This window comes from Nocardiopsis oceanisediminis, assembly GCF_048595525.1.
Taxonomy (GTDB): Bacteria; Actinomycetota; Actinomycetes; order Streptosporangiales; family Streptosporangiaceae; genus Nocardiopsis_A; species Nocardiopsis_A oceanisediminis.
On sequence record NZ_JAFMZJ010000001.1, the window covers coordinates 529,062 to 546,815 of the forward strand.

General features: G+C 75.2%; 15 protein-coding genes. 9 read left to right on the top strand and 6 right to left on the bottom strand.

Annotated elements, in window-relative coordinates:
- Positions 1 to 38: 38 nt before the first annotated feature.
- The 5 genes from J0910_RS02885 to J0910_RS02905 all read left to right on the top strand — a co-directional run bounded on the left by J0910_RS02885 (position 39) and on the right by J0910_RS02905 (position 6,218).
- Entirely contained in the window at positions 39 to 1,160 is a 1,122-nt protein-coding gene (locus J0910_RS02885) for a chaplin family protein (RefSeq protein ID WP_420156947.1), read from the top strand.
- 72 nt (positions 1,161 to 1,232) lie between these two features.
- Complete coding sequence (locus J0910_RS02890; protein WP_420156948.1) at positions 1,233 to 2,066, top strand: SURF1 family cytochrome oxidase biogenesis protein; 834 nt, start codon at positions 1,233 to 1,235, stop codon at positions 2,064 to 2,066.
- 74 nt (positions 2,067 to 2,140) lie between these two features.
- On the top strand, positions 2,141 to 4,492 hold the full coding sequence (locus tag J0910_RS02895; protein ID WP_420161872.1) for an ATP-binding cassette domain-containing protein: 2,352 nt from the start codon (positions 2,141 to 2,143) through the stop codon (positions 4,490 to 4,492).
- A gap of 65 nt (positions 4,493 to 4,557) precedes the next feature.
- Positions 4,558 to 5,430 carry a class I SAM-dependent methyltransferase gene (locus J0910_RS02900; RefSeq protein ID WP_420156949.1) on the top strand — a complete coding sequence of 291 codons (873 nt, stop codon included), beginning with the start codon at positions 4,558 to 4,560 and terminating at the stop codon, positions 5,428 to 5,430.
- 179 nt (positions 5,431 to 5,609) lie between these two features.
- Positions 5,610 to 6,218 (top strand): DM13 domain-containing protein, encoded by a 609-nt coding sequence (locus J0910_RS02905; RefSeq protein WP_420156950.1) that lies wholly within the window; start codon positions 5,610 to 5,612, stop codon positions 6,216 to 6,218.
- 21 nt (positions 6,219 to 6,239) lie between these two features.
- Here J0910_RS02905 and J0910_RS02910 read toward each other — a convergent pair whose 3' ends face one another.
- The 6 genes from J0910_RS02910 to J0910_RS02935 form a co-directional block, all read right to left on the bottom strand.
- Entirely contained in the window at positions 6,240 to 7,811 is a 1,572-nt protein-coding gene (locus tag J0910_RS02910; protein ID WP_420156951.1) for a long-chain-fatty-acid--CoA ligase, read from the bottom strand.
- Positions 7,812 to 7,922: 111 nt separating this feature from the next.
- A complete protein-coding gene (locus tag J0910_RS02915; RefSeq protein ID WP_420156952.1) occupies positions 7,923 to 8,840 on the bottom strand; it encodes an amidohydrolase family protein in 918 nt (305 codons plus the stop codon).
- Between the two features lie 43 nt (positions 8,841 to 8,883).
- Positions 8,884 to 9,516 carry a class I SAM-dependent methyltransferase gene (locus J0910_RS02920; RefSeq protein WP_420156953.1) on the bottom strand — a complete coding sequence of 211 codons (633 nt, stop codon included), beginning with the start codon at positions 9,514 to 9,516 and terminating at the stop codon, positions 8,884 to 8,886.
- Between the two features lie 155 nt (positions 9,517 to 9,671).
- Entirely contained in the window at positions 9,672 to 10,781 is a 1,110-nt protein-coding gene (locus J0910_RS02925) for a serpin family protein (RefSeq protein ID WP_420156954.1), read from the bottom strand.
- Complete coding sequence (locus J0910_RS02930; RefSeq protein WP_420156955.1) at positions 10,778 to 11,533, bottom strand: DUF2306 domain-containing protein; 756 nt, start codon at positions 11,531 to 11,533, stop codon at positions 10,778 to 10,780. Before J0910_RS02930 ends, J0910_RS02925 begins: the two co-directional genes overlap by 4 nt.
- Before the next feature lie 128 nt (positions 11,534 to 11,661).
- Positions 11,662 to 12,153 (bottom strand): hypothetical protein, encoded by a 492-nt coding sequence (locus J0910_RS02935; RefSeq protein WP_420156956.1) that lies wholly within the window; start codon positions 12,151 to 12,153, stop codon positions 11,662 to 11,664.
- Positions 12,154 to 12,665: 512 nt separating this feature from the next.
- On the opposite strand from J0910_RS02935, the gene J0910_RS02940 reads away from it, so the two are divergent.
- The 4 genes from J0910_RS02940 to argG all read left to right on the top strand — a co-directional run bounded on the left by J0910_RS02940 (position 12,666) and on the right by argG (position 17,422).
- Complete coding sequence (locus tag J0910_RS02940) at positions 12,666 to 14,126, top strand: amino acid permease (RefSeq protein WP_420156957.1); 1,461 nt, start codon at positions 12,666 to 12,668, stop codon at positions 14,124 to 14,126.
- 87 nt (positions 14,127 to 14,213) lie between these two features.
- Positions 14,214 to 15,134: a helix-turn-helix domain-containing protein gene (locus J0910_RS02945; RefSeq protein WP_420156958.1), complete on the top strand. Its 921-nt coding sequence runs from the start codon at positions 14,214 to 14,216 to the stop codon at positions 15,132 to 15,134.
- A 70-nt stretch (positions 15,135 to 15,204) separates the two neighbouring features.
- Positions 15,205 to 15,867: a dioxygenase family protein gene (locus tag J0910_RS02950; RefSeq protein WP_420156959.1), complete on the top strand. Its 663-nt coding sequence runs from the start codon at positions 15,205 to 15,207 to the stop codon at positions 15,865 to 15,867.
- Between the two features lie 103 nt (positions 15,868 to 15,970).
- On the top strand, positions 15,971 to 17,422 hold the full coding sequence (gene argG, locus J0910_RS02955) for an argininosuccinate synthase (RefSeq protein ID WP_420156960.1): 1,452 nt from the start codon (positions 15,971 to 15,973) through the stop codon (positions 17,420 to 17,422).
- Positions 17,423 to 17,754 lie beyond the last annotated feature (332 nt).

Below are 17,754 nucleotides of genomic sequence, written 5' to 3' on the forward strand. Positions count from 1 at the left end.
TCACCCGACGTAGTCTCGTTCGAAAGGCCATCCCTCACATGCACAAGCGGTTCTTCACCACCCCGGCGGCCCTGGCCCTGCTCACCGCCGGCCTGGTCGGCGCCTCCTGGCAGGCGGCCTGGGCCGACCCGCAGACCGACGGCTCCGGCGGCGTGGCCTCCGGGAACCAGATCAGCGTCCCGGTCGACGTCGAGGCCGACCTGTGCGGCAACTCCCTCGCGGTGCTCGGCATCTCCAAGGCCCAGTGCACCGAGGTGTCGAAGGTGCTCTACGCCTCCAGCGACGAGGGGAAGGAGAGCGCGCCGGCCACCGACGGCTCCGGCGGCGTCGCCTCCGGCAACCAGATCGACATGCCGCTCGACGCCGCCCTGGACATCTGCGGGAACTCCGCCGCCGTCGGCGGGGTCTCCGAGTCCGACTGCACCAAGGTGGTGAAGAAGCTCGCCGAGGAGAGCGGCGACGGCGGCTCCTCGCCGAGCACCGGCGGCTCCGGCGGCGTCGCCTCCGGCAACCAGATCAACCTCCCGGTGGACACCGCGGTGAACATCTGCGGCAACTCCGTCGCGGTGCTCGGCGCCTCCAAGGCGGAGTGCACCACCATCATCAACATCATCGGCGGCGACGGGGACGGCGGCGGCTCCTCGCCGGCCACCGGCGGCTCCGGCGGCGTCGCCTCCGGCAACCAGATCGACATCCCGGTCAAGGCCGCCGTGAACATCTGCGGCAACGCGGTGTCCGTGCTGGGCGTCGCCGAGGCCGAGTGCCTGGAGAAGGTCGGCCACCCCGGCGGCGACGACGGCGGCGAGGACGACGGGAACGACGACGGCGGCAAGGAGGACCCGCGCTCCGAGGACGGCGGGGACGACGGCGGCGAGGACGACGGCGGCGACCAGAACCCCGGCGGGGAGGACCCGGGCGAGGAGAAGCCGGGCGAGAAGCCCGGGGAGGAGCCCGGTTCCGACGACGGCGGGAAGTCCGACGACAAGCAGGCCCCGGCCGCCTCCTCCACCGGCTCCCTGCCGGTCACCGGCACCGCGCTGGGCGGCCTGGTCGCCGCCGCGGCCGCCGCGGTCGGCGTCGGCGCGGGCGCGATGTACCTCACCCGCAAGCGGCGCGCGGCCGCGGCCGGCGCCGCCGGCACCGAGGGCGCCGAGGACTGAGCCCCGACCGCGCATCGGCTCTCACCCAGGGCCGATGCGCGGTCCCCCGAGGCATCTCATAGCCTCGAAGGCGTGCTTCGCGTCCTGATCTCACCCCGCATGCTGGCGTTCCACGCGCTGGTGCTGGTGGTCGTGCCCTCCTTCATCTGGCTGGGCTTCTGGCAGCTGCACCGCTGGGAGGAGAAGTCCGCCGCGGCCGACCTCCAGGAGCACAACCTCGCCGCCGCCCCGGTGCCGGTGGACGAGCTCACCGCGCCCGGCACCGACCTCGACCCGGACGACCGCTGGCGCCGGGCCACCGTCACCGGCACCTACGACGCCGAGCACGAGCTGCTGGTCCGCAACCGGGACGGTTCGCAGGGCGTCGGCCTGCACGTGCTCACCCCGCTGGTCACCGAGGACGGCACGGCGCTGCTGGTCAACCGGGGGTGGGTGCGCCAGCCGCCCACCTCGACGGAGCAGCCCGAGGTCCCCCCGGCCCCCGAGGGCGAGGTGACCGTCACCGCCCGGCTCCAGTTCAGCGAGACCACGGAGAACACCGGGGTCCGGGACCGCGGCGGCCTGCCCGAGGGCCAGATCATGCTCATCGACGTGGACGGCCTCGCCGAAGACCTGCCCTACCCGGTCTACGGCGGCTACGGCGAGCTCACCGAGCAGGAGCCGGCCTCCGACCCGGCCCCGGAGCCCCTCGCCGCCCCCGAGACCAACCTGGGGATGAACCTCTCCTACGCGGTCCAGTGGTGGGTCTTCACCGTCATCGCCGTCGTCGGCTGGGTCTTCCTGATGCGCCGGGAGATCCGCGACGCCTCCGAGGAGGGCGCCGGGGACGCCGAGGGCGGCGCCGGGGAGTCCGGCGGCGAGGACCGCCCCGAGCGGTCCGACCGGGCGGACGAGTCGGTGGGATAGCCGCACCGGGGAGCCCCGCCGCCGGCCGCGCCCGGGGCCGCGGGGCGGTTCCCCGGCTCCGGTCCGTGCATACGATGGAGCGGGTGGACCACGACCCTTACCTGCGCGTACGCGGTGCGCGCCTGCACAACCTGCGCGACGTCGACGTCGAACTGCCCCGCGACGCGCTGGTCGCGTTCACCGGGGTCTCCGGGTCGGGCAAGTCGTCGCTGGCCTTCGGGACCCTCTACGCCGAGGCGCAGCAGCGGTACCTGGAGTCGGTCGCGCCGTACGCGCGCCGGCTGCTCCAGCAGGCCGCCGCCCCCGACGTCGACGAGGTCTCCGGGATGCCGCCGGCGGTGGCGCTCCGCCAGCAGCGGGCGGCGCCGTCCTCCCGCTCCACCGTCGGCACGCTCGCCCGCACCTCCAACACGCTGCGGATGCTCATGTCCCGCGCGGGCGAGTACCCGGAGGGCGCCGAGCGGCTCGACTCCGACGCGTTCTCCCCGAACACCCCGGCCGGCGCCTGCCCGCGCTGCGAGGGCATGGGCGCGGTGCCGGAGGCGACCGAGGCGTCCATGGTCCCCGACCCGTCGCTGAGCATCGCCGAAGGCGCCATCGCGTGCTGGCCCGGCGGCTGGCAGGGCAAGAACCTCCGCGAGATCCTGGAGACCCTCGGCCACGACGTGCACGCGCCCTGGCGGGACCTCCCCCGGGAGCTGCGCCAATGGATCCTGTTCACCGACGAGCGGCCGGTGGTCACCGTGCACCCGGTCCGCGAGGCGCACCGCATCCAGCGCCCCTACCAGGGCACCTACTCCAGCGCCGAGCGCCTGCTCATGCAGGCCTACGCCGGCTCCAAGAGCGAGGCGCGCCGGGCCAAGGCCGCCGCGTTCCTCTCCTCCGAGCCGTGCCCGGACTGCGGGGGCCGCCGGCTCCGGCCCGAGGCGCTCGCGGTGACCTTCGCCGGGCGCGACGTCACCGAGCTGGCCGCGCTCCCGATGAGCGACCTGGCCGCCCTGCTGGAGGAGCACACCGGGCGGACCGAGGGCGGCGCCGGGGTGCTCGCCGCCGACCTCGTCGGCCGGATCCGGGTGCTGGAGCGGCTGGGCCTGGGCTACCTGAGCACCGGCCGGCCCGCGCCCACCCTGTCCGCGGGCGAGACGCAGCGGCTGCGGATGGGCACCCAGCTGCGGTCCGGCCTGTTCGGCGTCGCCTACGTGCTGGACGAGCCCTCGGCCGGCCTGCACCCGGCCGACACCGAGGCGATGATGGAGGTCCTGGACGGGCTCAGGCGCGCCGGGAACGGCGTCTTCCTGGTCGAGCACGACATGGGCGTCGTGCGCCGCGCCGACTGGGCGGTCGACGTCGGTCCGGGCGCGGGCGCGCGCGGCGGCCGGGTGCTGTACAGCGGCCCGGTGGACGGGCTGCGGGGCGCCGCGGAATCGGCCACCCGCCGGCACCTGTTCGACCCGCCCCGGTACGCCTCCCGCGGCCGCGCCCCGAAGGGGTGGCTGAAGCTCCGCGGCGCCGCCCGGAACAACCTGCGCGGCCTCGACGCCGACCTGCCGCTGGGCGTGTTCACCGCGGTCACCGGGGTGTCCGGCTCGGGCAAGTCGTCGCTGCTGGCGGAGCTGGCGGCGGGCGGGCCCGGCATCGACCGGGTGGTCGAGGTGGACCAGCGCCCGATCGGCCGCACCCCGCGCTCCAACCCGGCCACCTACACCGGGATGTTCGACGCGGTGCGCCGGCTGTTCGCGGGCACCGGGGAGGCGCGGGCGCGCGGCTACGGCGCCGGCCGGTTCTCCTTCAACGTCGACGGCGGCCGCTGCGCCACCTGCCAGGGAGAGGGGTTCGTCTCGGTCGAGCTGCTCTTCCTGCCCAGCAGCTACGCGCCGTGCCCGGAGTGCAAGGGGGCGCGGTACAACGCCGAGACGCTGGAGGTCGCCTACCGGGGCGCCACCATCGCCCAGGTGCTGGAGATGACGGTGGAGGAGGCGCGGGGCTTCTTCGCCGACGTGCCCCCGGCCGCCCGCGCGCTGCGCGCCCTGGACGAGGTGGGCGTCGGCTACCTCCGCCTCGGCCGGCCCGCCACCGAGCTCTCCGGCGGCGAGGCCCAGCGCATCAAGCTCGCCTCGGAGCTGCAGCGCGGCCGCCGCGGCCACACCCTGTACCTGCTGGACGAGCCGACCACCGGGCTGCACCCGGCCGACACCGCGCTCCTCGTCGACCGGCTGCAGGACCTGGTCGACGGGGGCGCGACGGTGGTCGCCGCCGAGCACGACATGGACGTCGCGGCCGGCGCCGACCACGTCGTCGACCTGGGGCCGGGCGGCGGCGACGCCGGCGGCGCGATCGTCGCCCAGGGCCGCCCGTCCGCCGTCGCGGCCTGCCCGGAGAGCCGGACCGCCCCGTTCCTCCGCGCCCGCCTGGCGGAAGAGGGCTGACCGCCGGCCGGCGGCGGCGTCGTCCCGGTGCTGAAAAGTCCGGCGGGGACTGTGAAGATGGCTCCATGCCCGACGAAACGACGCCGCCGCAGACCGCCCCGTGGGCCGAGCCGCACGACGACCCGGCGGTCGCCCGGGTCTCCCGGCGCCCGGCAGGGGCGGCGGAGAGCGCCCGCGCCAACCGCGGGTGGTGGGACAGGGCCGCCGACGGGTACCAGGCCGAACACGGCGGGTTCCTGCAGGACAGCGGGTTCGTCTGGGGGCCGGAGGGGCTGACCGAGGCCGACGCCGGCCTGCTCGGCCCGCGCCCGGCGCTGCGCGGCGCCCGGGTCCTGGAGATCGGCTGCGGCGCCGCCCAGTGCGCCCGCTGGCTGGCGGCCCAGGGCGCCCGGGTGGTCGGCGTGGACATCGCCCTCGCCCAGCTCCGGCACTCGCACCGGATCGACGCGCGGACCGGCGCCGGCGTCCCGGTGGCCCAGGCCGACGCGCAGCTCCTCCCGTTCGCCGACGCCGCCTTCGACCTGGCCTGCTCGTCGTTCGGCGCGTTCCCGTTCCTGCCCGACGCCACCGCCGCCCTCACCGAGGCCGCCCGGGTGCTGCGCCCCGGCGGCCGGCTGGTCTTCTCCGTCACCCACCCGGTCCGCTGGATGTTCCCCGACGACCCCACCGAGGCCGGGATGACCGTGGTCCAGCCCTACTTCGACCGCCGCCCCTACATCGAGGAGGACGAGCGGGGCCGGGCCGTCTACGTCGAGCACCACCACACCCTCGGCGACTGGACCGCCGCGATCACCGCGGCCGGCCTCCGGCTGACCGCCCTCACCGAACCCGAATGGCCGAAGGAGAACCGGACCGTCTGGGGCGGCTGGGGCCCGCACCGCGGCCGCTACGTCCCGGGCACCGCGATCTTCACCGCGGAGAAGCCCGCCCGCCCGTGAGCGCGCCCGGACCGGGGCGCACGGGCGATCGGCGCCCCACCGCGCCGCCCCCGGTCCGGGCGCGGGCTCCGGGGGCCGCGCTTCTGAGCGGTGCGCTCCGAAAAACGGGGGTTCCGCGGTCGCCCCGTGCCCGGCGGCTCCGAATGAGGGGGAAGAGCGGGGCGACGGAGGAGGACGGCATGGGCGGGAACGGCGGAACCGGGCGGCGCGGCCTGAGGCGGCCGCTGCTGTGGGGGGCGGCCGCACTGGCGGCCGTGCTGCTCGCGGTGGGGCTGTGGGCGTTCGAGCCGTGGCGGCTGGTCACCACCAGGGTGGTCGACGAGGACCTGCCGGCGGTCAGCGGCCAGGCGGACCCCTCCCCTTCCGAAGGCGCCGGGGAGCCGGCCGGGGCGGGCGGCGGCAAGGAGGAGGCGCCCGCGGAGGAGGTCAGGCCCGAGGAGGCCGGGCCCGAAGTGCTCGCCGAAGGCGAGTTCGTCTCGCAGGAGCACGGGACCTCCGGCACCGCGAAGGTGATCGAGCTGGCCGACGGCACCCGGCACGTCAGGCTGGAGGGCCTGGCCACGAGCGACGGGCCGGACCTGTACGTCTGGCTGACCGACCAGGAGGCCGGCGGCGACTGGTTCAAGTACCGCGACGGGCGCCACCTCGACCTCGGCGACCTGAAGGGCACGCACGGCGACGCCAACTACGCGATCCCGGACGACGCCGACATCGACGGGATGACCAGCGTGGTGATCTGGTGCGACCGCTTCTCGGTGGCCTTCGGCTCCGCCCCGCTCGACCTGTGACGGAGCGGAGCCCGCGGCCGGCTACTGCCGGGAGACCGCCGAGGCGCCCTTGCGGAGGACGTACTTCTGGATCTTGCCGGTGGCGGTCTTCGGCAGCCGGTCGGCGAACTCGACCGAGGTGGGGGCCTTGAAGTGGGCCAGGTGGTCGCGGGCGAAGGCGATGATCTCCTCCGGGGTGGCCGAGCCGCCCTCGCGGAGGACGACGGTGGCCTTCGGGGTCTCGCCCCACCTCTCGTGCGGGACGCCGACCACGGCGGCCTCCTGGACCGCGGGGTGGCGCAGCAGCACCCCCTCGACCTCGATGGAGGAGATGTTCTCGCCGCCGGAGATGATGACGTCCTTGATCCGGTCCTGGATCTCCACGTAGCCGTCGGGGTGGGTGACGGCGGCGTCGCCGGTGCGGAACCAGCCGTCGCCCATCGCCCGCTCGGTGGCCTCCGGGTCGTTGTAGTAGCCGGCCATCACCACGTTGCCGCGCACCGCGATCTCGCCGATGGTGGCGCCGTCCCAGGGGACCTCCGCACCGTCCTCGCCGAGGACCCGCAGCTCGCCGGAGGTGATCAGCTCGACGCCCTGGCGGGCCTTGAGCGCGGCGCGGTCCGGCGCGGCCAGCCCGGCGTGCTCCGGGAGCGGCTCGCAGACGGTGATGAACGGCGCGGTCTCGGTCAGGCCGTAGACGTGCGTGACGGTCCAGCCGAACTCGTCCTCCAGCCGCTCGATGGTGGCCGCGGCCGGCGAGGCGCCCGCGGTGACGACGTGCACCCCCGGCGGGACCTCGCCGCGGGCCTCGGCCGAGGCGTTGGCCAGCATGATCAGCACGGTGGGCGCGGCGCACAGCCAGTTCACCCGCTCGGCGCGGACCAGCTCGAACGCCCGGGCCGGGTCGACGGCGCGCAGGCAGACGTGGGCGGCCGCGGCGGCGGTCGCCGTCCAGGTGTAGGTCCACCCGTTGGCGTGGAACATCGGCAGCGTCCACAGGTACCGGTCGCCGACGCCCATCCGCAGGTGCAGCAGGGTGCCGACCGAGTTCAGGTAGGCGTTGCGGTGGGTGATCATCACGCCCTTGGGGCGGGCGGTGGTGCCGCTGGTGTAGTTGATGGTCAGCAGGTCGGACTCGCCGATCTCGGGCCGGGGGAACTCCGGGCCGGCCGCGGCGACCAGCGCCTCGTAGTCCTCCCAGCCGTCCCGGGCGCCCTCCAGGGCGATGAACCGCTCCACCCCGGGCATCCGGTCGCGGACCGGGTCGACGGCGGGGATCTGGTCGGCGTGCACGCACAGCACCTTGGCGCCGGAGTGGTCGACGATGTAGGCGAAGTCCTCGGCGGTGAGCCGGAAGTTGATCGGCACCAGCACCGCGCCCAGCTGCGGGACCGCGTAGAAGGACTCCAGCTGGGCGTGGGTGTTGGGGGCGATGTAGGCGACCCTGTCGCCTTGGGCGACGCCCATCGCGTGCAGCGCGGCCGACCAGCGGTCGCACCGGTCGAAGAACTCCTCGTAGGTCAGCCGGAGATCGCCGTCGACCACCGCCTCGCGCTGCGGGTGCAGCCGGCGCGTGCGGCGGGCGAATTCCAGCGGGCTGAGAGCGGTTTCCATGGCGCCTTCCCTCCGGGTGAGACCTGCGCCACATGAAAATACGGGGCGGGTGCGCGGCGCGGCAAGGACCGGTTCCCGGGGCTGTGCACAGGGCTGTGCACGGCCGCCGGGTCAGGGAACGGGCGCGCCGAAGAGCCGCGCGGCGTTGCCGTACAGCACGGCGCGCAGCCAGTCGTCGCCCAGGCCCAGCCCGGCCAGCGCCTCCAGCTGCTCCAGGTAGGGGTAGGGGATGTTCGGGAAGTCGGTGCCGAGCAGCACCCGGTCGCGCAGCTCCGCCAGGCGGGGCAGCTCCCCGGCGGGGAACGGGGCCCAGCGCTCGGTGAAGGCGGTGAACACCATGGTGGTGTCCAGGTGGACCCCCTCGTACCGCTCGGCCAGGTCCAGGAAGGCGGCGTACTCGGGCGCGCCGGCGTGCGCGACGACCGCGGTCAGCCGCGGGTGCTCGCGCAGCACCTCCGCGAACGGCTCCGGCCCGGTGAACGGCCCCGGCTCCGGCCCCGAGCCGCAGTGCACCACCACCGGGGTGCCGGAGTCGGCCAGCGCGCCCCACACCCCGGCCAGCAGCGGATCCCGCGGATCGTACCCGCCGACCTGCAGGTGCGCCTTGAAGATCCGCGCCCCCGCGCCGATCGCCTCCGCGGTGCGGTCCGCGGCGCCCGGCTCCGGGTAGAACGTGGCGCTGTGCAGGCAGTCCGGGGTGCGCGCGGCGAACTCGGCGGCCCACCCGTTGAGCCACCCGGCCATCCCGGGCCGGTGCGGGTAGAGCAGCGAGGTGAAGCGCCGCACCCCGAACCCGCGGAGCAGCTCCAGCCGCTCGCCCTCGCCGACCCGGTAGGTGATCGGCCAGTACGGCTCGCCGTCGGCGCCGCGCACCGCGTCGAAGTAGGCCCACACCTTGCGCAGCACGTTGTCCGGCATGAAGTGGGTGTGCACGTCGATCAGGCCGGGCAGGCCGAGGCCCCGCCACAGCGCGCGGACCCGGTCCCGCTCGGCGCCTCCGGGGATGTGCCCTGCCGCCGCTCTGCTCACGGCGGCCAGGTTACGGGGCGCCCTCCCGGCCGGCCGAGGGCGGTCACCGGTTCCGCCGCAGCAGCCACTGCAGCCCCCGGATCGGGTGGCCGTTCATGCTGGTCATCTCCACCTCCTCGGCGTGCACCCGGGTGCAGCCGGGGAAGAGCGCGGCCAGGTGCGCGGGGTCGTGGTGGCGGAAGACGCCGCCGTCGGGGGTGGTGAAGACGCCGTGCACCGGGGAGGCGGAGGCCGCGTACCGCTCGGTGTGCCGGGGGTGGTCCTGCAGCGGGAAGTCGCAGAGGAGCACGGTGCCGCCGGGGGCGCAGAGCCGCTCCGCCTCGGCGGCGATCCGGCGCTGCTCCGCGCCGTCCGGGACGACGGCGAGCACCGAGACCAGCAGCACCGCGTCGAAGGAGCCGTCGGGGAACGGGAGCGGCGGCCCGGGGACGTGCCGCAGGTCCAGGTCGGGGCGCTCGCGCCGGCCGCGCGCGATGAGCGCCGCCGACGGATCGGTGCCGACCGCGCGGTACCCGGCGTCGGCCAGCTCCCGCAGCACCCGCCCGTAGCCGCAGCCCAGGTCGAGGACGCGCGCGCCGGGCCCCAGGTGCTCGCGGAGCAGCCGGTAGGGCACCGGGTGGGTGAAGTCCTTGGCCGCCCCCGGCCCCTCCCAGTACCCGCCGTGCTCCGCGGCCATGCCCGCTCCTCCCGCCGCCCGCCCCGGGCTCCCCGCCGGGAGCCCGGCCTCCGGGAAGGGTTCTGCCCCCCGTCCGCGCGGGCGAAGCGGCGGCCCCTCCGCCCGCCCCGGTGCGGCCGCGGAGCGGCACGGCCCGCGGAGCGCCGGCGGCGGGGTCAGCCGGCCGCCGGGTCCGCCGGGGAGGCGACGCGGCCGAGGAAGAGGACGGCCGGACCGCGGCGCAGCACGAAGCGGAACGGCCGGTCCGCGGTGAACCGCAGCGGCCGGAGCCGGACCGCGCCGCCGGGGGCGGCCGGGACGGCCGTCGCGGCCGCCCCCTCCGCGCCGTCCTCGTCCACCCGGAGCCGGGCCTGGTGGACCACGCTGTCGACGAGCAGCGGCGCGCCGGCGATCCCGGAGAGCTCCGCGGCCGGGGAGAACAGGGCGCGCACGCCGGCGGCCCGGAGCGGGCCGGCCAGGTCGGTGCGGTGGGAGGCCTCGAACCGGGGGAGGGCGACCGAGACGAGCCGCGGTCCGGCGGCCCGGTACAGGGCGTCCAGGTCGGCGGCGGCGGGCACGGGGGCCGCGGGGCCGTCCGGCAGCAGGACGTCCAGGAAGAAGCCGCCCCGGCCGGCGAGTGAGACCATCCGCCACCCGGCGGCCTCGGCGTAGGGCGCCTCCGCGGTCCGGCGCATCATCGGGACCCTCCGCTCGCCGCCCGGAGCGCGGAACGGGAGCGGCGCGGTCAGCGCGGGGTCGAACGGGTGCTTCCAGCGGAGCCGGACCAGCAGCGCCGAGAGCAGCAGCGCCCGGGTGCCCGGCCCGACGGAGCCCGGCCCGAGCAGCTCCGGGAGGAGCCCGCCGGTGGCCGCGGAGACCTCCGCGTTCACCTCCCGCCGCACCCCCTGCGGGTCGGCGGCGAAGTCGGCGGTGCGCACCGCCGCCCCCGGCCGCGCGGCGAGCGCGGCGGCGAACCCCGGCCGCACCCGCAGCCCGGAGCGGATCCGCAGCGAGACGGCGGCGCGCAGGCCGGGCGCGCCCTCGGCGGCGGCGCGCAGCGCGGCGGCGTGCCCGCACCGGTCGCCGCCGAGCACCTCGTCCAGCTCGGCGCGGGTCCGCCCGCCGGCCCCGGCGGCGACCAGGGTGAGCGCCTCGGCCGCCGAGTACGGCGACCAGACGTGCCCCTCGTCCCGGGGGAGCGCCTCTTCCGGGAGGCCTCCGGGGACCAGGGCGTCCAGCCGGGAGGCGAACTCCAGGTGCGCGGGGTGCGGCGGGCCGTCGATCATGCCGCTCCGACGGCCGCGCGCCGGGCCCGGTTCCCCGCACGGCCGCGGCGCTGCATCCACCACTCCACGGCGATCAGGTTGACGGTCCAGCTCAGCCAGCTGGAGCTGGAGGCGATGGTCATCATCATCGCGGCCTCGTCGCCGCCGAACGCGGTGTCCAGGAAGGGCGCCATGGCGGCGGCGCAGACGCCGGCCCAGATCCGGTTCAGCGCGATCGCGAAGATCAGCGCGAAGCTGCGCAGCATCCACGCCCGGTGCTCGGCGTAGCGGCGCCGCCGGGCCGCCGCATAGCCGGCGGCGGTGCAGGAGATCCAGAGCAGCGACCAGAGGACGTTGCTCACCGCGGTGCCGGGGCCGGTGCTGCTGAGCGGGGCGATCGCCAGCGAGGCCAGCCCGACCAGGGGGAGGCCCGCCCAGACGTAGACCCGGCCGCTCCACCGGTGCACCGCCGGGTGGCGGCGCCGCAGCCGCGGCCAGACCTGCAGGCAGACCGCGAGCATCGCCACCGCCCCGGCGAAGATGTGCGTGACCAGCACCGGGTAGTACCAGTCGTACCGCCACGCGGGCCCCTGGCCGTAGAAGATCGCCTGCTCCGGGTCGAGCGACGCGTAGCGCGGCAGGGAGAAGGAGAGGAAGACGAGGACCGCCAGGGAGAGCGGCGCCACCCAGGGCCGCCGCCACCAGGGGGTGCTCTTCTCCTCCGGGGGCCGCGGCCGTTCCGCCGGGGCCGGGCCGAGGGTGGGGGAGGCCATGGCGGCTCCTTCCGTGGGGTGGTGCGCAGAACGCTACGGAAGGCGCTCACCTGCGGCGATGGTGTGCACACCTGAACCGGGGTGGGAACCGGGGGCGTTCTTCGCGGTGGTGCGCGCACCACCGCGGCTCAGCCGCCGCGGCCGACCTCCGGCACCCGGGCGCGCTCCAGGCTCTCCGGGTGCAGCGCGCCGAGCAGGCAGTCCCGGTGCGCGACCACCGAGTGCGCCCCCGGGCCGCCGGCGGCGCGCACCTCCATGACCACGCCGTCCCCGCCGGGGCTCAGCACCGCATCGGCCATGCAGAAGTCGCACCGCCACCGGAGCCCGGCGAGGTCGGCGGCGCGGGTGGAGAGCCGGACCCGCCCCGGCCCGCTCCACTGCCGCAGCTGCTGGACGACGGCGGCCACCTCCTCGCCGACCCGGAGCCGCTCCTCGGGGAGCGCGATCCGGGAGCCGGAGGGGCTCTCCATCGCCGCGGCGTCGATGGAGGCGGGGACCCCCTCGTACCCGAGGACCCGGACGGTGGCGCCCCACGGGTGCTCCCCGGTGACCACGGCCCGCACCGGCGTCCCGGGGACCGGGAGGGCGGGGGCGGGCGGGGCGGAACCGTCGGAGGCCATGCCGGCACGGTACCGCCGGCTCTCCGCCGCGGCCGGGTCCGGGGCGGCCGCGCGCCCGGAAGCGGGGGCCGGAGCGGTCCGGCGGCGGCCCGCGAAGTTTTACCCGCCGGGCCGGCCGGCGCCGGCCGGCCCGGCGGAGGAGACCGGGCCGCGGATCCGCCGCCGTGCCGGGCTCACGCGGGAGGCGGCTACGCAGAGTCGTGAAAATGCGAATTCCAGGTAGGGAATTTCGTGATCCATGGCACGTCCCAGGGCGAAACCCGCCCCCTCCACCTGTGGTTACGCTTTCCGCTGGATCTGCGCCGCACCGGCGCGGCTCTCGGTTTCCCTCGGTAGCCGCCCCCCACCCTCGCGGGCGGCCGCCGCAGGCCTGCGCGCGGTGCCATCAGCACCGGCGGGGCCGGAGGCTCCCTCGCTGCGCGGGCGTGAGTTCGGCCCGCGGGCGAGGAGCCGTGCCCGCGTTCGTGCGGCGCGGTGGCGACAGCACCGCTCGACGACCAGGAAACGTGTACATGAGCGAAGAGACCCTCCCCACCGCGGAGCGGACCCGGCACGCCGATGCCGGGGACGCGGGGTACAGCAAGGCGCTGAGCGCGCGGCACATCAACATGATCGCCATCGGCGGCGCCATCGGGACGGGTCTCTTCCTCGGGGCGGGCGGGCGGCTGCACGACGCCGGCCCGTCGCTGGCCCTGGCCTACGCGGTCTGCGGCGTGTTCGCGTTCTTCGTGGTCCGCGCGCTGGGCGAGCTGATCCTGCACCGCCCCTCCTCCGGCTCGTTCGTCTCCTACTCCCGGGAGTTCATGGGGGAGAAGGGCGCCTACGTCGGCGGCTGGCTGTACTTCCTCAACTGGGCCACGACCGGCATCGCCGACATCACCGCGATCGCGATGTACACCCACTACTGGAGCCTGTTCTCCCCGCTGCCGCAGTGGGTGCTGGCGCTGGCGGCGCTGGCGATCGTGCTGGCGGTCAACCTGATCTCGGTGAAGATCTTCGGCGAGATGGAGTTCTGGTTCGCGATCATCAAGGTCGCCGCGCTCGTCCTGTTCATGCTCATCGGCATCGTCCTGCTGGCCACCGGCCACCAGGTGGGCGGGTACGACGGCGGGGCGCACCTGCTGCTCCAGGACGGCGGCTTCCTCCCGAACGGGATCCTGCCGCTGGTCCTGGTCGTCCAGGGCGTGGTCTTCGCCTACGCCTCGGTGGAGCTGGTCGGGGTGACCGCCGGCGAGACCGCCGAACCGGAGAAGATCATGCCCAAGGCGATCAACTCGATCATGTGGCGGATCGGCGTCTTCTACGTCGGCTCGGTGCTGCTGCTCGCGATGCTGCTGCCCTCCTCGGCGTTCAGCGCGGGAGAGAGCCCGTTCGTCACCGTCCTGTCCCGGCTGGGCGTGCCCGCCGCGGGCGACGTGATGAACCTGGTGGTGCTGACCGCCGCCATGTCCAGCCTCAACTCCGGCCTCTACTCCACCGGCCGGATCCTGCGCTCGATGGCGATGGCCGGCTCGGCGCCCCGCTTCACCGGGGTGATGAGCCGCAACCAGGTCCCCTACGGCGGCATCCTGCTGACCAGCGCGGCGTGCATCTTCGGCGTCGGCCTCAACTACGCCCTGCCGGAGAAGGCGTTCGAGATCATCCTCAACTTCGCGGCGATCGGCGTCCTCGGCACCTGGGGCATGATCATCCTCTGCCACCTCCTCTTCGTCCGGAAGGCCGGCGCCGGGCAGGTGGTCCGCCCCTCCTTCCGCCTCCCCGGCTCCCCCTGGACCGACCTCGCGACCCTGGCCTTCTTCGCCGCCGTCATCGTGCTGATGTGGTTCGACGAGGCGGGCCGCTACACCCTGATGTCGCTCCCGCTGCTGGCCGCGGCGCTGTTCGCCGGCTGGTTCGCGGTCCGCGGCCGGGTCACCGCCATCGCCGCCGAGCGCGACCGGGACGGGGACCGGTCCGCGGAGCCCGCCGAGTAGCCCCCGGAACCGGCCGCCCCGAGCGGAGCCCGCCCGCGGGCCCGGTGCGCGGAGTAGCGGGCCCGCGCACCGGGTAGGAGAGCGCGCATGGAGACGGCCTCCCCCATGGAGCTGCACCGGCTGGCGGTCCCCGCCCCGCAGCTCTTCCCGTTCGCCATCGGGACCTTCGACACGATCGGCCCGCTGTCCCGGGCCGCTTTTCCGCACCGGCACACCTTCCACGAGATCGTGCACGTCACGGCCGGCGCCGGCGAGCACGTCATCGACATGCGCCGGTGGCCGATCACCCCGCCCAACCTGGGCGTCCTCGCCGCCGGCCAGGTCCACCACTGGGCCGCCGCCCGCGGGGTGAACGGCCACGTCGTCCTGCTGGAGGACGCCTTCCTGCTGGACCGGCCGGGCGACCGCGAGCTGCTCCGCCGGCTGGCCGCCGAGCGCCCCTGGCAGCCGCTGGACCCCGAGGCCGCGGCCGAGGCGGCCGGGGTCCTCGGCGAGATGCTGCGCGAGTTCCGCGCCCGCCGGCCCGGCATGGCCTCGATCCTCCGCGCCTACCTGCACATCCTGCTCACCCGGGCGGCCCGGTCGGCCGGCCGGGGGCCTGCGGCGCGGCCCTCCGCCGCCGCGGACGCACCGGCCGAGCGCTTCCTCCGCCTGCTCGACGGCCCCGCCGCGGCCGCCGGCATGACGGTCGCCGAAGCGGCCGCCGGCCTCGGGGTGACCCCCGGCCACCTGGCCGACGCGGTGAAGCGGTCCACCGGCCGGACCCCCGGCGCGCTGCTCCGCGGCGCCCGCACCCTGGAGGCCAAGCGGCTGCTCTCCGGCACCGGGCTGACCGTGGCCGCGGTGGCCCGCGCGGTCGGCTTCACCGACCCCGCCTACTTCTGCCGGTTCTTCCGCCGGGAGACGGGGAGCAGCCCGGGGGAGTACCGCCGCCGGTCCCGCGCCGCCCCGGAGAAGGACCACGCCCGCCGGGATCCGTCCATCGCCCGCCCCGGGGACGGACCGTAGCGTCGTCCTCACCCGCAGGGAGTCCCGGCCGGGCCCCGCTCCGCACCTCCCCTCCACGAGGAGCGCCACCATGGCTGAGAACGACGACCGCCCCGACCGGCCGGAGCAGGGCGGGCCGACCCGCAAGGCCCTGCTGAGGGCCGCCCTGGTCGCGGCCCCCGCCGCGGCCCTGCTGTCCGCACCGGGAGCGGTCCCCGCGCTCGCCCGCGACCGGGCCCCGGGCGAGCGCCTGCTGGACCCCACCCCGCAGTGCGACGACGGCGACGACCCCACGCCCCCGCAGATGGAGGGCCCCTACTTCAAGCCGGACTCGCCGAACCGCTCCGACCTGGTGGTCCCGGGCGACCCCGGGGTGCCGCTGGCGGTCTCCGGGTACGTCTTCACCCGGGACTGCCGCCCGGTGGCCGGCGCCCTGCTGGACTTCTGGCAGGCCGACGACGCCGGGGCCTACGACAACGCCGGCTACGACTACCGCGGCCACCAGTACACCGCCGCGGACGGCGCCTTCCGCCTGACCACCGTCGTCCCCGGGCTCTACCCCGGCCGCACCCGCCACCTGCACGTCAAGGTGCAGGCGCCGAGCCGGCCGGTGCTCACCACCCAGCTCTACTTCCCGGGCGAGCCGCGCAACGGGACCGACCTGATCTTCGACCCGCGGCTGCTGATGAACGTCCGGGACGACGCCTCCGGCAAGGCGGCCGAGTTCGACTTCGTCCTGGACTTCACCGCCTGACCGCCGAACCGCGCGCGGCGGCCGGGCCCGCGGAGCCCTTCCGCAGGTCCGGCCGCGAAACCCTGGTTTGCATGATCATTCATCGGCATGCATACTTATCAACATGTCCAAGGTGCTCACTTCCCTGCCCGCCGGCGAACGCGTCGGGATCGCCTTCTCCGGGGGTCTCGACACCTCGGTGGCCGTCGCGTGGATGCGCGAGAACGGTTCCGTTCCGTGCGCCTACACCGCCGACGTCGGCCAGTACGACGAACCCGACGTCGCCTCGGTGCCGGGGCGCGCCACGGCCTACGGGGCGGAGGTCGCCCGGCTGGTCGACTGCCGCGCCGCCCTGGTGGAGGAGGGCCTCGCCGCCCTGGCCTGCGGGGCGTTCCACATCCGCTCCGGCGGCCGCGTCTACTTCAACACCACCCCGCTCGGCCGCGCGGTCACCGGCACCCTGCTGGTCCGCGCGATGCTCGAGGACGACGTGCAGATCTGGGGCGACGGCTCCACCTTCAAGGGCAACGACATCGAGCGGTTCTACCGCTACGGCCTGCTCGCCAACCCCGCGCTGCGGATCTACAAGCCGTGGCTGGACGCCGACTTCGTCAGCGAGCTCGGCGGCCGCAAGGAGATGTCGGAGTGGCTGCAGGAGCGCGGCCTGCCCTACCGCGACAGCACCGAGAAGGCCTACTCCACCGACGCCAACATCTGGGGCGCCACCCACGAGGCCAAGTCGCTGGAGCACCTCGACACCGGCGTGGAGATCGTCGACCCGATCATGGGCGTCCGGTTCTGGGACCCCGAGGTCGAGATCGCCGCCGAGGACGTCGTGATCGGCTTCGAGCAGGGCCGGCCGGTGACCATCAACGGCAAGCGCTTCCCCTCCGCCGTCGACCTGGTCCTGGAGGCCAACACCATCGGCGGCCGGCACGGCCTGGGCATGTCCGACCAGATCGAGAACCGGGTCATCGAGGCCAAGAGCCGGGGCATCTACGAGGCCCCGGGCATGGCGCTGCTGCACGCCGCCTACGAGCGGCTGGTCAACGCCATCCACAACGAGGACACCCTGGCCGCCTACTACAGCGAGGGCCGCCGCCTCGGCCGGCTCATGTACGAGGGCCGCTGGCTGGACCCGCAGGCGCTGATGCTCCGCGAGTCGCTGCAGCGCTGGGTCGGCACCGCGGTCACCGGCGAGGTGACCCTGCGGCTGCGGCGCGGCGAGGACTACTCCATCCTGGACACCACCGGCCCGGCGTTCAGCTACCACCCGGACAAGCTCTCCATGGAGCGCACCGAGGACTCCGCCTTCGGCCCGGTGGACCGGATCGGCCAGCTGACCATGCGCAACCTGGACATCGCCGACTCCCGCGCCAAGCTGGAGCAGTACGCCGGCCTCGGCATGGTCGGCGGCGGCCCGCACCCGACCCCGATCGGCGCCGCCCAGGCCGCCTCCAGCGGCCTCATCGGCGCCATGCCCGAGGGCGGCGCCGAAGCCATCGCCTCCAGCGGCCAGGCCTCCACCGAGGACGACCCCCTGGACCGCGCCGCCATGGAATCCGGCACCGACTGACCTGCGCACTCCCGCAGCAGCACCGCCCCCGGCCCTGGATGGGACCGGGGGCGGTCGCCTTTCTCCATGGCGGACTCTCCCGGAACGGCGGTGCGGGGGACGTGCGCCGGCAAGGAGGAATCGGAGGTTTGTCAGAGAATGGGATTTATTTGATCGAATTTCCTGAATCTCCTTATGGTAGTGCTGGATCGGTTGGTGAATCGTTGCTCCGAGTGTAGATTTTCCAGGCGAAAAGGGAAGTTGACCGAAGGGTGGATGTCTGAGAATCTGAAAGGCTCACTTCGGAATGGTGGGCTCCGTTCCCTGGCGTGGAGCGGAAAGAGGAAAGCCGT

Coding starts and splice junctions, on each gene's coding strand:
- J0910_RS02885 (WP_420156947.1), top strand. CDS start 39: ATGCACAAGCGGTTCTTCACCACCCCGGCGGCCCTGGCCCTGCTCACC.
- J0910_RS02895 (WP_420161872.1), top strand. CDS start 2,141: ATGGAGCGGGTGGACCACGACCCTTACCTGCGCGTACGCGGTGCGCGC.
- J0910_RS02900 (WP_420156949.1), top strand. CDS start 4,558: ATGCCCGACGAAACGACGCCGCCGCAGACCGCCCCGTGGGCCGAGCCG.
- J0910_RS02905 (WP_420156950.1), top strand. CDS start 5,610: ATGGGCGGGAACGGCGGAACCGGGCGGCGCGGCCTGAGGCGGCCGCTG.
- J0910_RS02910 (WP_420156951.1), bottom strand. CDS start 7,811: ATGGAAACCGCTCTCAGCCCGCTGGAATTCGCCCGCCGCACGCGCCGG.
- J0910_RS02920 (WP_420156953.1), bottom strand. CDS start 9,516: ATGGCCGCGGAGCACGGCGGGTACTGGGAGGGGCCGGGGGCGGCCAAG.
- J0910_RS02925 (WP_420156954.1), bottom strand. CDS start 10,781: ATGATCGACGGCCCGCCGCACCCCGCGCACCTGGAGTTCGCCTCCCGG.
- J0910_RS02930 (WP_420156955.1), bottom strand. CDS start 11,533: ATGGCCTCCCCCACCCTCGGCCCGGCCCCGGCGGAACGGCCGCGGCCC.
- J0910_RS02935 (WP_420156956.1), bottom strand. CDS start 12,153: ATGGCCTCCGACGGTTCCGCCCCGCCCGCCCCCGCCCTCCCGGTCCCC.
- J0910_RS02940 (WP_420156957.1), top strand. CDS start 12,666: ATGAGCGAAGAGACCCTCCCCACCGCGGAGCGGACCCGGCACGCCGAT.
- J0910_RS02945 (WP_420156958.1), top strand. CDS start 14,214: ATGGAGACGGCCTCCCCCATGGAGCTGCACCGGCTGGCGGTCCCCGCC.
- J0910_RS02950 (WP_420156959.1), top strand. CDS start 15,205: ATGGCTGAGAACGACGACCGCCCCGACCGGCCGGAGCAGGGCGGGCCG.
- argG (WP_420156960.1), top strand. CDS start 15,971: ATGTCCAAGGTGCTCACTTCCCTGCCCGCCGGCGAACGCGTCGGGATC.